Origin of the sequence: Rufibacter glacialis, from assembly GCF_008271745.1 — a bacterium.
Lineage (GTDB): Bacteria > Bacteroidota > Bacteroidia > Cytophagales > Hymenobacteraceae > Nibribacter > Nibribacter glacialis.
This window is the reverse complement of record NZ_VKKZ01000024.1, coordinates 143,364-158,118: the sequence shown is the minus strand read 5'-3', so window position 1 is coordinate 158,118 and position 14,755 is coordinate 143,364. Positions and strand designations below refer to the sequence as shown.

Sequence of the window (14,755 nt, the reverse complement as noted above, 5' to 3'; positions counted from 1 at the left end):
CAGGCAAGCAAGGGCCGCCATAGCCTCTGTTACTGTAGGGCCGCCCCACTTAGGAACGGCGTCCCAATATCGGGGAGGTATGGTTAAATGAAAAGCGTTTTATCAGCGTTTTAACAAAACCGGTGTAAAACCTTCTTATCTAGTAATGATCGTATCTATTTTTTAGCAAAGTAAAACCTGTAAAAGCCTTTTAGCCACAGATTATTCTCTGCCAATCACCTGGGGCCAAGACACCAGCCAGGGCAGCCTAAGGCCCATGAGAATATTTTTGGCTTCTTTCAGAAGAAGCGTGCCCAAACGCCGTTATTACCCTGGCAACTTTCCTGCTGGTATGAACTCAATATACTTCTGAGCCGTACACTCTGGCAGTTTATTCTGCTTAGTCAAGGCTGGAAGGGAATAGGCGGTAGTTACCCACTAAGAGTAAGGCAAGGGAGAAACACCCACTAACAAGGATTCAGCCAACTCTTAAGGCGCTCACGCTGCCTTTGAGAAGGTTTTACCAGTAATTGTCCAAAGAACGTATGCACTGCAGGCAAAAACGACAAAACTTGCACTTACTCCTGCTTCAGCCACCTCACGATCAGGATGTAGGAGCCTCTGACTACTACCAAATGCCCGCTATGTCAAAAGAGTACCACCGGGGCAGTAGCATTGGTATGACATATGCACTATCTTTGCCCTTCCCCTCTAAGTATCTACCCCCGTAAATAAATTTTTACGAATTTGATAAAATAACAATTTCAAATATGCTAACAATACAATAACCAAGCAAATAAATTAAGAAATTAGTAAATATATTTTTTGTATCTTAGCACATCTTTAAAAAGAGATAATATTCGTTGTAGAATTGCTAACAATTGAACTATAAAATGGCCCAAGTTTCAGAAATTGATAATCTTGACAGAAGAATTCTTTCCATGCTGATGTTAGATGCTACCAGAGCCTACACAGACATCGCCAAAGAATTACAAGTTTCTGGGGGTACTGTACACGTGCGCATGAAGAAATTGGAGGATTTAGGGGTGATCAAAGGATCGCACCTCTTCATCAACCCCAATGCCGTTGGGTATGACATCTGCGCCTTCATTGGTATTTACCTGGAGAAAGGCTCAGCGTACCAAAGCGCCGTTACCTCCATGCGGCAAGTGCCTGAGATTGTGGAAATGCACTATACCACGGGGCAATGGAGCATGTTTGCCAAGATCATCTGCCGGGACACCCTGCACCTGCGCGAGGTTCTGAACGAGAAAATACAGGCCATTGAAGGGGTTGAACGCACCGAGACATTCATCTCTCTGGAAGAAAGCATTACCCGCCAGGTAGACATCCTCTAACGTCTGGGCATTGCCTGGCGAAGACCGTTGGGCGTCATCAAAATCTGTAGTAACTTTCCCCGCTGAAGTCTCTGGATAGGCCAGCGCGTGTATGAACGAAAGAACGGGCACAAGTACGCATCAAAGGTGGTGGAGGTGGGTCACGCTGCCGGTCCTGCTGTTGTCATTATATGCCTGTGGCAGTTCCGGCGCCCCTGAAAAAGGGGTGGTTCTGAAAAAACAGGCCAGAAAAGTCAGCCTGATCGCGCACCGCGGCGCTTCTGGCCAAGCCCCTGAAAACACGCTGGCCGCCGTAAAGAAAGCCCTTGACACTTCCTGCGACTACATAGAGATAGACGTTCACCAGAGCAAAGACGGCCAGGTGGTGGTGATCCATGACCCCACCGTTGACCGCACCACCACCGGTACCGGCCGCGTGGCAGACCTTACCCTGGCCCAGCTGCAAGCCCTTGATGCGGGCATCAAACATGACTCTGCCTTTGCCGGCGAACGCATTCCCACCCTGGCCCAGGTACTCCGCACCGTGAAAGGCAAGAAGAAACTGCTCATAGAACTTAAGAAGGGCCAGGAGGAGTATTACCAGGGTTTAGAAGAAAACACCCTCAAAACCATACGGGAGAACCGGGCCGAGGAGTGGTGCGTGCTCCAGTCTTTCCATGACCCTATTCTGGAGCGTATCTGGAAAACCGATTTCGTGATTCCCACGCACAAGCTCATGCTGGGGAAAATCCCATTCCTGCCCATCTACATTGACCATGAGCTGAAATTCGGCGGCTTTGACCGCTATTCAGAAGCCACCGCCATCAACATCCACCGGTACTTCGCCTCCAAGGCCTTCATCAGCTCGCTGCACAACCAGGGCTTCAAAACCTTTATCTACACCGAGAACAAACCCCAGAACATTGTCCGGCTGTTTGAGCTGGGTGCTGACGGCGTCATGACAGACTACCCAGAGTTAATTAAACGCCCTTAGCCTGTTTCAAGCGCCTTTTCCAGAAAACACCCGGTGAACGCCCACCTTATAAGGAGGTCTTGACAAAACCGCTACTCCTGCAAGGTGAGGCTTCCAGAGAGCTATGGGTTGTCCTGGTCCAGTTGGTTGTACAACAGCAAGGCGCCGCAGGCTCCCGCCAAAGCCAGGCGCAGGTCTGGGCTCAACGAATTTTTCAGCCACACTTTCCCATTGTTCATGGTTTGCACAGTGGCCAGCACGTGCCCTTCCCGGGAGAACTCATACCCCAGCGCCGTACCAGACGGAATCGTCTTGCCCTGCCACCGGTACAGCGGGTACACTTCTATCTCTAAGGTACCGTTGCTGAGTTTACCCAGGAAATTCTTGCGCTCCATGAAGTTGCCCGGGTCTGCCAGCGATAGCCGCCACTCACCGCCCTCCGGGGAAGGGAACGCCACGTGCAAAAACTCCCGCTGCTTGTCAAGGGCCACAGATACGCCACCGGCCTGCAAAGAGGTAGCGTTAAGCAGGGCCGCTGCCTGAACCGGCACCTTCTGGTGTTGCACGGTGTCTACTAGGCTGAAACTGTATTTCTGATACGCTTCTGCCACCTGCAGGGGGCTCCTTTCGCCGGTGCCGGTGCGGCGGGTCCAGCCTCTTTGTATGTCTTGCAACTGGAAGGGCCCAAACCCGAAGCCTTTTTCTTTGCCTACAGAGAGCCTGAAGGCCGAGCGGCCCACCACCGGCATGACGGTGGCATCCTGTTGTAGGCCTTCGCTCACGTTCAGGTCTGGAACAGAGCAGGCAGCCGCGCCTAACAGAACAGAGGCTACTATGGGAAGGAGAAAGGTTTTCATACGATTCATGGAAAAAAAACGCTAAACCAGTTTTTTTGAAAGACTGACCTTGCTACTCTTTACAGCCGAGGCCCGGAGAGTCCATCTTACCGCAAGACCCTTACCACCAGGACGTTTATCCGCGGCTTCAAAAGCCTTGGAAATCCAGCTTTACCTGATTCCAGGGAGGGCAAAACCAGTCTGCACTGGTAGAAAACACGATCCGGCTAAAAAAACTTACCTATCTTAGTCATGAAGAAAAGACCAGCCGGAAAACATTTACCCCTATAAGGTGCTTCTGATTTCTGCGGAAACCGCGCCCAGGCCCTTCTTTTCCGTGTGCAGCGCTTGGTCGTGGAATGAATGTTCACCAACCCCTGAAGCATGATCTTAGATGCCTATACCTTCCTGATAATCCTCAGCAGTCTGATTGTTCTGTCTTATGTATTTGACATAGCCGCCAAACGCTCTAAGATCCCATCGGTGATTCTTTTGCTGGGCACAGGTATTCTTCTGCAGCTGGCCGCCACGTATTTCAACGTCACGCTACCCGGCCTGCGCAACATCTTGGAACTGTTCGGCATCATTGGCCTGATCTTGATTGTACTGGAAGGGGCGCTGGACCTGGAACTGAGCCGGGAGAAATTGCCGCTTATCAGGAAAACCTTGCTCACCGCTACGGCTACCCTGCTGATCACGGCCGCGCTTATTGCCTGGTTTGTGAATTTCTGGCTGCAGGTCCCGTACCAGATCGCCATTGTCAACGCCATTCCGCTGGCGGTGATCAGCAGTGCCATTGCCATCCCCAGCGTAACCAACCTGACGCCAGAAAAACGCGAATTCATTGTCTATGAGGCTACTTTCTCAGACATCATCGGAATTGTGGCCTTCAACTTCGCGGTGCAGAACGAGCAGGTGGGCGTGGGCTCCTTTGTGACCCTGGCCGTGGACCTGGTCAGCATCTTCCTGATTTCTATTGTCTGCTGCCTGGTGCTGCTGTTCTTTGTAGACAAGATCAAGACCCACATCAAGTTCTTCCTGATCATTGCCATCTTGATATTGCTTTACTCTATTGGCAAGAAGCTGCACTTGTCGTCGCTGCTCATGGTGCTGTGCTTTGGGCTCATGCTGAACAACGCGGCGCTCTTCATCAAGGACCGGCTGGGCAAATACATCAACGTGCAAACGCTGCAGTCTGAGATTGTGCAGTTGAAACAGATCAACGGGGAAAGTGCCTTCGTGATCAGGACCTTCTTTTTCTTGCTCTTCGGGTTCTCCATCAACCTGGAGGAGCTGTACCAATTGAATGTATGGGTCATGGGCTTTACTATTTTCAGCATCATTCTGTTGGTACGGTTTGCCTACCTGCAGTATGTGGCCCGGGTGCCGCTCATCCCAGAACTTTTCATCGCTCCGCGCGGCCTTATCACCATCCTGCTTTTCTACAGTATTCCGGCGCAATACAGCATTGAGGGCATGAACGAGAGCGTGCTTTTCTTTGTGGTGCTGCTCTCTAGCCTGCTCATGATGGTGGGCTTGCTGCTTACCCGCAACAGCGTGAAAGATATACCAGATTATTGATCGAAAAAGGCATCTTTCTCCTTTAGCCGTCTGGGGAAGGAGCCCCGGGAAGACCTTGTCGTTTCCAGGCGGTTCCTTGATAAGAATCAGTACCTTGTGCTTATGAAGAAACTAGCCACCGTTTTCATTTTTGCCTTGGGTTGGGGAGGTTCTGCCTGGAGCCAATCTGCTCCGGGCCTATCCGCGTTTCCTTCTGAAATGCGGCCTCCCAAGCAGTTGGGAGTCGTGAAAATTGCATCTTCAGCCCCTTTGCTGCTCTTAGGCTCCTTTGAGACTGATTACTCTTCTCTGCTGGTAGACCCAAAGGAAATCATTCCCACCCAGATTTACCGAGACTCGGCTATTCTGGCGCCATTAGGCCCTAAAGCAAAAAACGGAGTCATCGCGATTGAGCTCAAAAACAAGAAAACGCTCCTGAAACTGGCAGATGTGCTGGACCATTTTGAAGTTCCGGCGGACCAACGGCAGTTACGGGTGCTGGTGAACAAACAGCTCGTCAACGCAGACCGTTTTCTAGCCGACCTTCAATGGATTATGAAGATAGAAGTCATTACCCAAGACAAAACTGTTCCCTCAAGGCTCAGTTGGGATGAAAATGAACAGTTCCTCAACATTGTCACCCACGCAAAAGGGCGGCAAGGGCATTGAAGGTTTGGTAGAGATGAAAACTTTTTAAAAGGAAAGGCAGACCCGCCACCGCAATAGATTATTGTAGTGGCGTGCCTGCCTGAAAGCTTCTGGTTGTAAAGGTCTGTTTAAGGCGTTTTCCTTTAAAACAGGCCTGAAATAGAAGCCTATGGTCTACTCACTGTCTTCGTCGGGTAGGATTTCCACGTCCTGCACCAAGACCAGTTTTTCTATTTCCCGTCCTCTGGGGGTATTGGCCAGGCCACCCAGGGCGGTTTCTTTGTAGCGGGTTTCCATGCTCTGGCCCACTTCGCCCAGCGCCATCACGCATTGGTCTACCGGTATCACCGGGTTAACGCCGGCAATGGCAATCTGCGCACTGGAGAAAGCAATGGCGGCCGCACTAGCATTGCGCACAATACAGGGAACTTCCACCAGCCCGGCCACCGGGTCACAGATGAGGCCCAGCATGCACTGGATGGTGATGGCCACCGCCGCGAACGTCTGCTCTACCGTTCCGCCCAGGCAATACACAATGGCGCCGGCACCCATGGCGGCGGCGCTTCCGGTCTCTGCCTGACAACCGCCCACGGCCCCAGCCAATGAGGCGTTGGTTTCAATGATGAGGGCAATACCGGCCGCCACCAATAATCCTTCATGGATTTTGCGGTCATCCAGGCCGTGTAGTTCCTGGATGGTGGTGAGAATTCCGGGCAAGATACCAGAGGCCCCCGCGGTAGGGGCCGCCACCACGCGCCCCATGCAGGAATTCACTTCCTTGGCGCCCAGGGCCCGGCTAATGAGTTGCTGAAACTCTGGAGAAAGGACCGTTACTGGTGCCCCGGCCACTTTCTTAGCGCCATTGTTCACCATGCCGGAGCGGGACGTCATGTCTTGGGTAAGGCCGGTTTTCACGGCGTCACACATGACTTCATACGCCCGCTGCAAACCCGCCCAGATATCTTCTTCAGAACGGCCTTTCTGTTCTACCTCATACGCCAACACCGCCTGGTACAGGGGTTCACCGGTAGCCTGGCAATGCTTTTCCCAACTCGCAAAATCATTAAACAGTAACGACATATCAGTTTTCTTCTTCTAGTGCAGCAACGTGGTTTTCTTTTGACAGAACACCTTCCTATCTACGTAAAAAGGAGATTTGTGAAGGGTTCAGCCTTTAAAATTACGGGAAAGAAAAGACAATCCAGCTATCCCCTTCCCTGGGAAGACAAAAAGGCTAGCCACTGGCGAAGGCGCGTTTTAAGCCAATTTCCAGAAAACCAGCCCTAAAGCAGGATGACCTGAGTAAACGCTTCCTTTTCCTGAAAACAGGCAGGAAACGACAGGCAACAGGTAAAGGAGGGCAAGTCTCGCCGGAGGCAGATTTCCTTTCTCCTCTGCCTCCGGGGAAACACGGAATCCTTGTTTGGCTGCTTTGGGATTACTCGGCAGAATCCGTTCCTTGGCTCCCTCTGCTTTCTTGGATGAGAACCACCTCCTGCTCACCGGTCTCCAGGTTCACTTTCCAGAGTTGGTGGGCGTTGGTGTTCGTGATCCAGAGGAACCCTTGGTGGAAGAGCACGTCATTGGGCTCGTTTAGCCCGGCCACCACCGTCTTGATGCGTTCCTGGGCCAGGTCCATGACTTTTATCTTTCCGTTGTAGGTATCTGCCACGTAGAGCTTGCCGTCATGTGCCGTAAGCCCCGCACAATGCTGCAAGTAGGCCTGGTCAAAGTCCCCGTCTTCGTCCCCGAACTCAAAGAGCCCCCAGCCCACCAGCGTGGTGACGGTTCCTTTGTCTAATTCCACCGCCCTGATGGCGCTGGCTTCCGGGTCTGCCACGTAGAGCGTGCGCCCCAGCAGGGCCAGTCCGCTGGGTTGGTTGAAGGCTGCCTCCGGCAATTTGCCATCTGCCAGCGCCTCGCGCCCGGTGCCCGCAAAGCGGTATACCTTTTCAGATTGCAGATCCATGCGCAGGATCTGGTGGTTGCCGGCACTGGCAAGGTAGAGTTGGTTTTCAGCGATAGCCAGGTCCCAGGGACTGTTGGGCAGCACGGGCACGCCTACGGCCTCGTCAAAGAAGTAATAGCTTAACTCTCCGGTACCGGCCACGGTGGTAACGTCTTTGGTACTCAGATGCACTTTGCGCAGGGCGTTGTTTCCGGCATCTGCCACGTACAGGCACCCGTTGTGGAGGGCCAGGCCGTGGGGCGCCTGGAAAGTGGCCTCGGCCGCAGGCCCATCGGTGAAGCCTTCCTGCCCGCTCCCAAACACCTCCAGCACCTGGCCCTGGGAATTGAGCTGCAGAATCCGGTTGTTCCCGCTGTCAGAGAGGAAGAGGTGGCCCTGGTCATCAGCGATCAGCTTGGAAGGGAACCTCAGCACTCCGGCTTCGCCGAACTCGGACTTGAACGGAAAACGCTTCCGCTCAATTCGGTCCCCGAAGGTTTGGATGAGGTCTTCTATGTGCGGTTTGATGATGTCATAGATCCCTTCGCCGGACCGCTGCCCTACCACCTTGCCCTCTGGGTCAATGAGCGCCACCGTGGGCCAGGCATTTACGGCGTACTGCTTCCAAACCTGGAAATCAGCGTCGTTCACCACCGGGTGCGTGATCCCGAACTTGAGAATGGCCTGCCGGATGGCGTTGGTCTGCTTTTCCGCCTCAAACTTGGCCGAGTGCACCCCAATGACCACCAGTTCCTGGGGAAACTCTTCTTCCAAGCGCTTCAGGTCGGGCAGCAGGTGCTGGCAATTGATGCAGCCGAAGGTCCAGAAATCCAGCAACACGATCTTCCCCCGGAAGTCTTTGAGGCAATAGGACCGGTCTGTATTGAGCCAGCCGTGGCGGGTATTTATCTCTGGGGCGTTGACACGTCCGGTAAGCATAAGGGTAGGTGAGTAGGGGTAAGTAAAACAATAAAGAAACTTTTCAGGCTCCTGCCCGGGGTTATTCCCCGCGGGTATACGGGCAAGGCGGCGCAAAAGCGGTGTTTTTCTGGCAACAGCACCAATTTTCATTCTACAGGCACCCCAGCCGCTTCAGGAAGAGGCACCACCGCTCAGAAAACTTCTGGCCGTTGCTTTCGTTTTATAGTTTATTTTTGGCGATTCGGCGTGGCCCAAAGGTGGGCTACGATTCATTTTTGTAGGGACTTTTTGCTATTGGTATCACTTGTAATCCGTTTTCTATCACATAAACTTTACGCCACTTGACTTTCAAACTTTATCTGACAACCTCCCTCCTTTGGCTTTCTATGGCTACGGGAGTTGTTGCCCAATCTCCGGTTGCCTCAGACACCAGCCTTACCCGTTCGGTTACCGCCCCACTTGCACCTGCTTTGCAGGCGGATGAAAAACCGAAAACAAGCCATTTCCTGAAGCGCGCGGTGCTTCCGTCTGCGGTCTTACTTGCGGCCGGCCTCTCTACCATCAAAGACAACGGCCTCTACAGCAGCTATGATGCCCGCAATGATGCCCGTGGTACGTTTCCTAACTTCAGCACCAAGATAGATGACTATCTCTTCTTTGTGCCCATTGTGGGGCTATACGGCTTCAACCTTTTCTCCTCGCAGAACAAGCATGACATCAGGCGGCAGACGGGCCTTCTGCTGGCCTCTGGGGTGTTGACTACCTTGGTGGTCTACCCAACCAAGATCTTGACAGGACAGGAGCGGCCCAATGGCTTGCCCCGGGCGTTTCCCTCGGGCCATACGGCCTACGCTTTCACCATTGCCACCCTGGTAGACAAAGAGTTCAGAGGCAAAAGCAAGTGGATCAGCATTGGCAGTTATACCGTAGCCTCGGCCACGGGCGTGATGCGGGTCCTGAACAACGAGCACTGGATGGCCGATGTTCTGGCCGGTGCCGGGATTGGGATTCTCTCGGTGAATTCCGTCTATTTCCTGCATGACCGCCTCCTGCGCAACAAAGGCCTGAACGCCAGCTTGTCGCCCACCGTGCTCCCTAACGGGCAATTGGGCATGGGCTTCGGTTTGCAGTTCTAAGGCTGGTTGGTTGTTGATAGTTGGTTGTTGATTGTTAGTTGTTTTTGGGAAAGTGGCCTGAAAACAGCGTATAAAAAGGAAACTCGCTTTATAGGATAGTTATATCTTTATACATAACCTCTATTCGGGAACAATCAACAACCAGCAATCAAGCATATAAAGAAAATGAAGATCCTGACCGCCGCCCAGATTCGTGCCGCCGATGCCTTCACCATTGCCCAGGAACCTATTTCTTCTTTGGATCTGATGGAACGGGCGGCCAACGCGGTGGTGGCCTGGCTTACCCAACGGCACGGCTCAGAAACCCCGTTCTTCGTTTTCTGCGGCCCCGGCAACAACGGTGGCGATGGTCTGGCGGTGGCCCGCCTCCTGCACCAACGTGGCTATGACTTGCACGTGTTTTTAGTAGGAGCAGGACCGAAACAGTCTTCAGATTTCACGCAGAACCTGAACCGCCTGCCCCAGGAGATTCCGGTCACCCCAGTCACCAGCGCCTCAGAGCTGCCCACGGCCTTGCCTCAGCAGGCAGTAGCCTTGGATGCGCTGTTGGGTACGGGGCTCACACGGGCGCTGGAAGGGCCGTTCGCGCAGGTGGTAGACTACCTGAATCAGCAACCCGTTCCCCTGGTTTCGGTAGATGTGCCCTCGGGCTTGTTCACGGATGCCGCCACCCCCGCCGGGTCCACCGTGGTACAGGCCGACATCACCCTCACCTTTGAACAGCCTAAACTGGCCTTTGTGCTGCCTTCCTCTGGCCCTAATGTGGGCGAATGGCACGTACTCCCCATTGGGCTGCACCCGGATTTTCTGGCGCAAGTGACTTCACCGTACCAGTTGCTGGTGCCGGAAAATGTAAAAAAGCTGCTGCGGCCGCGCGCCAAGTTCTCGCACAAAGGCACGTTTGGCCATGCCTTACTGGCAGGCGGGAGCTACGGAAAGATGGGCGCCATTACCATGAGTTCCCAGGCCGCCTTACGGGCCGGGGTAGGACTTTTGACGGTGCAGGTACCGCAGGTAGGCTACAACATTCTCCAGACGGCCGTGCCCGAGGCCATGGTGCTCACCGATGAGCAGGCAGACTACCTTACCCAGTTCCCGGAAGATCTCAGCCGCTACCAATGTATAGGCATAGGCCCTGGCCTGGGACAGGCCGAAGCTTCTGGCTTGGCCCTGGAGAACCTATTCCGGCAGAAGCTACCGCCCCTGGTCTTAGACGCCGACGCGCTGAATCTGGTGGCCTCTAACCGCCAGCTGCGCCAGCACCTTCCCCCCGGCAGTATTCTCACCCCCCATCCCAAAGAATTTGAACGGCTCACCGGACCAGCCACCTCAGATGACCACCGTTTACAGCTGTTGCAAAGCTTCTGTGCTGAACATGACTGCTACGTGGTGTTGAAAGGCGCCCACACCTGCATTGGAACCCCCACCGGCGACTTCTACTTTAACACCACCGGCAACCCCGGCATGGCCACCGGCGGCACCGGCGATGTGCTCACGGGTATTTTGACGGGTTTACGGGCGCAAGGCTATTCTGCTTTGGAAGCATGCCAACTGGGTGTGTATCTGCATGGCCTAGCCGGCGACCTGGCAGCAGAGGCCCTAGGGGAAGCCTCTTTAGTAGCTTCAGATGTGTACCGGTATTTAGGAGCCGCTCTCAAGAAATTAAGCCAAAACCCCTAACTTGGCCACTCCCTCCAATAAACTATTTCCGGGTTGATTTGTAAAATTGAGGCTAAAAAGCCTCTTAGGGAAAGGCTGGACAGAATAGTGCGCTTATTAAAAGTTGATCCAAGTTTTCAACGCAGACCTATAGTATCCATAAGTTGGAAGCTTCCTGACCCGGACACCGCAACCCTGCTTTCGCCGCCGCAACAGCAAGCGAACTCAAAAACGATTCATTCTTTAGGCAAGAACAAGCCCTAACCGCATTCTCCGCTACTACTTACTTTACCTCTCTGTGCTATAGCGGAACAGGTGCTGCCCTGAAAAATCAGATTTCCGTCAGGAGCCAGACCAGGAGAAACTGAACCAGCATCATGCCATCTGCCAGCATCAGGAAGTAGTATTGGGAGCGGTATTCATGCGCTTTCCAGACCACCGCGGCAGCTCCAAGTCCCGCCAAGGCTAAAGCCACCCGCATAAACGGCTCTGTACCGGCCGGTAGCAGCAGGGCGTAAATAAACAGGGCTACCAGCGCTAGCTTTTTGGTATTCTGTACTCCCCAGTGGGTTGGAAAGGTCACGGTGTTGGTCAGCTTGTCTTTGTAGATGTCGCGTATGTCAAACACCAGGGTAAGGGAGAACAGGAACAGGAAACGCCGCAGGAAAAGGATCAGGTTGTCAGACGAAAACAGGTCCCGGTCCACCTCCATGAGGGGCAGCTGCACGGTGATGGCAGACCACACGTAAGCAATGAGAAATACCTTCAGGAAAGGGATATCGCGCAGCGGAATGTAGCGCTCGCCTTCTGGCACTATCGGTACGGAGTACAGGCCCGCCACCACAAACAGGTGCAGCAAAAACCAGAAGCTAAGGTCAAAGATGGCCGTCCAGTAGAGAAAGATGGCGCACATGGCGCTGCCCACCGCCATAAAGGTCAATTCCAGCCTGTTTTCCTGAATCCATTTGGTGCGGGGCGAAGGGGCAAGTTCCTGGTTGAATTTGTAGGGCAGCAGGCTGTCTGCGTTGTACACGAAAAGGGTAGCGAAGAATACGATCCCGCCCAGGCGCAAAGAGATAGGGATTCCGGTGAGCAGATAGGTTTCCCACACCAAAGCCATGGCACAGAGTGAGATAAACACGTTGCTGTACAGAATAAAATTCAAGATGGCCAGGGGAGTCCTCATGCGTTGTCAGGGTCTACGGCTTCGTCACCGTTTCCCTGACAAAGTACGTTCCCTAACAACATAGGTGCAACACTATTCTTCTGTTTCTGCGGCGTTTTGCGCATTAAGCATAAAAAGAAAAAGCGCCGCCCCCTTTGAAGGGGAGCGGCGCTTGTAGACCTGTTTCTGGGGTGTTTTCTAGTTTTCGCCCCGGAACGTGGTGTTATACAATTCAATGCTCTGCTCAATGATACGGTGCGCGTCTTCACGGCCCAGGAAATTCTCCACGATCACCTCTTTGTTCTCCAGTTTCTTATAGTCTTCAAAGAAACGTTGGATCTCCAGCAGGGTGTGCGGCGGCAATTCAGAGATGTCATTGATGTGCTTCACAGACATGTCATTGGCAGCCACGGCGATGATCTTGTCATCTTCCTCGTTGTTGTCAATCATCTGCATCACCCCAATCACTTTGGCATCAATCAGGCACATAGGGGCCACATCAATAGAGCAAAGCACCAGAATATCCAGAGGATCTTTGTCGTCACAGTAGGTCTGTGGAATGAAGCCGTAATTAGCTGGGTAATGCACCGCCGAAAACAAAACGCGGTCCAGTTTCAGCAATCCGCTGTCCTTGTCTAACTCATATTTGGCTTTTGAGCCCTTGGGAATCTCAATGATCCCGGTCACAATCTGGGGGGCTTCTTCGCCGTAGCTTACATCATGCCAAGGGTTGCTGGCGTTTTTGGTTGTTTCTAACATCTTTCTTTTCGCTTTCTATCTCTATCTATTCACGTATTGGCGGAGTGGCTACCGCACGTATTCTAACAAAGCCCGCCCCATGTTTCCATTGGGTTCCTGTATGCGTAACCACGCGGCCAGGCTGGGGGCAATGTCAATGATTTCAGTCTTCACTGATGATTCTCCGGCCGGAATCTGCCAGCCGTACCACAGCAACGGGATGTGGGTATCATAGGTCCAGGAACTGCCATGGGAGGTTCCTTTCACCTGAGCCCGCCCGTAGTTCTCATACCAACCCGGTTGCAGTGCCACCAGCACGTCTCCGGACCGATGGGCCATGTACCCGTTCTCCATCAACATGCCCACTCCTCTCTGCCAGTTGGAGCGCATGAGGGCATCGGCGGTCATCGAGCGCAGCACTCCGGGGAAACGCTGCACAAAGCGGGCACATTCCTCCTGCAAATCTACCAGATTAACTTGTTTTTTCTCAATTAGCGCGTGGTCCAAGTAAATTTGCTGGTTCATGAATTTGATGACCCAGTCTGCCTTCCCGAATTTCTGATTAAGGTGCTTTTTAAGGGAGTCCACCATGATGCTGTTGTTGGTGGTACCTGCCGGAATACGCAGTTGCTGCAGATAAGTTGGGTTATGGGCGGCACCGTGGTCGGCGGTAAGAAAAACGAGCACGTTTTCTTTCCCTAACTGCTCATCAATGAACTTCAGCAGGTCTGCCAAATCAAGGTCCAGGCGCAGGTAATTATCCTGTACTTCTATGGAATTTGGGCCAAACTGGTGACCTATGTAATCTGGGGTAGAGAAGCTGACGGCCAGAAAATCGGTGACGTTGTTCTTGCCCAGGTTTTCTCCTTTGATCGCCTCTTTCGCAAAATCCTTGGTATAGGTGTTACCCGCCGGGATAGAGCGCAACAGGTCAAAGGTCTTCCCCCGGTAGGCGGGGATGTTGTGCGGGAACACCGGTTTGGCTTCGCCCGCAAACGTACCTTCGTACGTTTGGTCATCAGCGGCGCTTTCTGTGTATTGGTCAATGGGCAGCAGCGTGTTCCAGGGCTGGCTCAGGTACTGGTCTGGTAATTTCTGGTTGTTGAAGGCCTGCACCCACGCCGGTAATTCTTTCATGTAGTAGGTGCTGGTGATCATGTTGCCGTTACTACCATCAAACCAATAGGCGGCATTGGCGGCGTGGCCGGCCGGTAAAATAGCCCCCCGGTCTTTCAGGCTCAAGCCGATGACCTTGCTTTTCTGGTTCGTGGCCAGTTTCAGTTCATCGGTGATGGTAGAGGCGATCATGTTCACCGGCGACATTTCACCCGCTTTGGAAGAACTCCCTACGGTAGCCACTGATTTATCCTCGGCGCAGTAGATGTTCCGGCCCGTGGTGCGGTTGTACCAGTCATTGCCCACAATGCCGTGCATGGAAGGAGTGGTGCCGGTATAGATGGAGGCGTGCCCGGGGCCGGTATAAGTAGGCACGTAGTTGTAGTGGTTGTTCCGGAAGTTGAAGCCCTCTGCTAGAAGGCGCTTGAACCCGTTGGCAGAATACTTGTCCCAATACCGGTAGAGGTAGTCATAGCGCATCTGGTCTACCACTATGCCAATGACTAGTTTGGGCTTATCTGGGGTTTTGTTCTTTGATTTTTTCTTTTGGGCCATGGCGGGGGAAAACACCATCAGCAACATCAATAGGGTTAGGCAAACCTCACGTACGCTTTTTGTCATTCCTTTATGTTTACTTCATTTGTTTTGCCACCCTTTTATTAAAAAGGGCGGCAAAACGTAAAATTTTCAGGACAAGATACTTTGCTATTTCCGTTTCTTCAAAGACCACCCCAAATAT

Annotated in this window: 12 protein-coding genes; 6 read left to right on the top strand and 6 right to left on the bottom strand. The window is 53.0% G+C overall.

Annotation, left to right across the window (positions count from 1 at the left end; all coding sequences use genetic code 11):
- The first annotated feature begins 872 nt into the window (after window positions 1-872).
- Complete coding sequence (locus tag FOE74_RS18420) at window positions 873-1,337, top strand: Lrp/AsnC ligand binding domain-containing protein (RefSeq protein ID WP_149100103.1); 465 nt, start codon at window positions 873-875, stop codon at window positions 1,335-1,337.
- Between the two features lie 91 nt (window positions 1,338-1,428).
- Window positions 1,429-2,310, top strand: a complete 882-nt coding sequence (locus FOE74_RS18415) for a glycerophosphodiester phosphodiesterase (protein WP_149100102.1) — start codon at window positions 1,429-1,431, stop codon at window positions 2,308-2,310.
- A gap of 101 nt (window positions 2,311-2,411) precedes the next feature.
- On the opposite strand, the gene FOE74_RS18410 is transcribed toward FOE74_RS18415, so the two are convergent.
- Window positions 2,412-3,146, bottom strand: coding sequence for a hypothetical protein (locus FOE74_RS18410; RefSeq protein WP_149100101.1), 735 nt, complete (start codon window positions 3,144-3,146; stop codon window positions 2,412-2,414).
- 363 nt (window positions 3,147-3,509) lie between these two features.
- Between FOE74_RS18410 and FOE74_RS18405 the strand changes: the two genes are divergently transcribed.
- On the top strand, window positions 3,510-4,706 hold the full coding sequence (locus FOE74_RS18405; RefSeq protein WP_149100100.1) for a cation:proton antiporter domain-containing protein: 1,197 nt from the start codon (window positions 3,510-3,512) through the stop codon (window positions 4,704-4,706).
- A gap of 102 nt (window positions 4,707-4,808) precedes the next feature.
- Window positions 4,809-5,354 (top strand): hypothetical protein, encoded by a 546-nt coding sequence (locus FOE74_RS18400; protein WP_149100099.1) that lies wholly within the window; start codon window positions 4,809-4,811, stop codon window positions 5,352-5,354.
- 153 nt (window positions 5,355-5,507) lie between these two features.
- On the opposite strand, the gene sdaAA is transcribed toward FOE74_RS18400, so the two are convergent.
- Window positions 5,508-6,413 (bottom strand): L-serine ammonia-lyase, iron-sulfur-dependent, subunit alpha, encoded by a 906-nt coding sequence (sdaAA, locus tag FOE74_RS18395; RefSeq protein WP_149100098.1) that lies wholly within the window; start codon window positions 6,411-6,413, stop codon window positions 5,508-5,510.
- Window positions 6,414-6,771: 358 nt separating this feature from the next.
- Entirely contained in the window at window positions 6,772-8,220 is a 1,449-nt protein-coding gene (locus tag FOE74_RS18390; RefSeq protein WP_149100097.1) for a thioredoxin-like domain-containing protein, read from the bottom strand.
- 368 nt (window positions 8,221-8,588) lie between these two features.
- Here FOE74_RS18390 and FOE74_RS18385 point away from each other — a divergent pair, with 368 nt between their 5' ends.
- Both FOE74_RS18385 and FOE74_RS18380 read left to right on the top strand, forming a co-directional pair.
- Window positions 8,589-9,338, top strand: a complete 750-nt coding sequence (locus FOE74_RS18385) for a phosphatase PAP2 family protein (protein WP_149100096.1) — start codon at window positions 8,589-8,591, stop codon at window positions 9,336-9,338.
- A gap of 165 nt (window positions 9,339-9,503) precedes the next feature.
- On the top strand, window positions 9,504-11,018 hold the full coding sequence (locus FOE74_RS18380; RefSeq protein ID WP_149100095.1) for an NAD(P)H-hydrate dehydratase: 1,515 nt from the start codon (window positions 9,504-9,506) through the stop codon (window positions 11,016-11,018).
- Window positions 11,019-11,328: 310 nt separating this feature from the next.
- Here the strand turns inward: FOE74_RS18380 and FOE74_RS18375 are convergent, their stop codons facing one another.
- The 3 genes from FOE74_RS18375 to pafA form a co-directional block, all read right to left on the bottom strand.
- Window positions 11,329-12,183: a UbiA prenyltransferase family protein gene (locus tag FOE74_RS18375; RefSeq protein WP_149100094.1), complete on the bottom strand. Its 855-nt coding sequence runs from the start codon at window positions 12,181-12,183 to the stop codon at window positions 11,329-11,331.
- A gap of 177 nt (window positions 12,184-12,360) precedes the next feature.
- The gene (locus FOE74_RS18370) at window positions 12,361-12,921 is read right to left on the bottom strand and encodes an inorganic diphosphatase (RefSeq protein ID WP_149100093.1); all 561 of its coding nucleotides are present in this window, start codon (window positions 12,919-12,921) and stop codon (window positions 12,361-12,363) included.
- A 48-nt stretch (window positions 12,922-12,969) separates the two neighbouring features.
- Entirely contained in the window at window positions 12,970-14,637 is a 1,668-nt protein-coding gene (pafA, locus tag FOE74_RS18365) for an alkaline phosphatase PafA (RefSeq protein ID WP_225840883.1), read from the bottom strand.
- Window positions 14,638-14,755 lie beyond the last annotated feature (118 nt).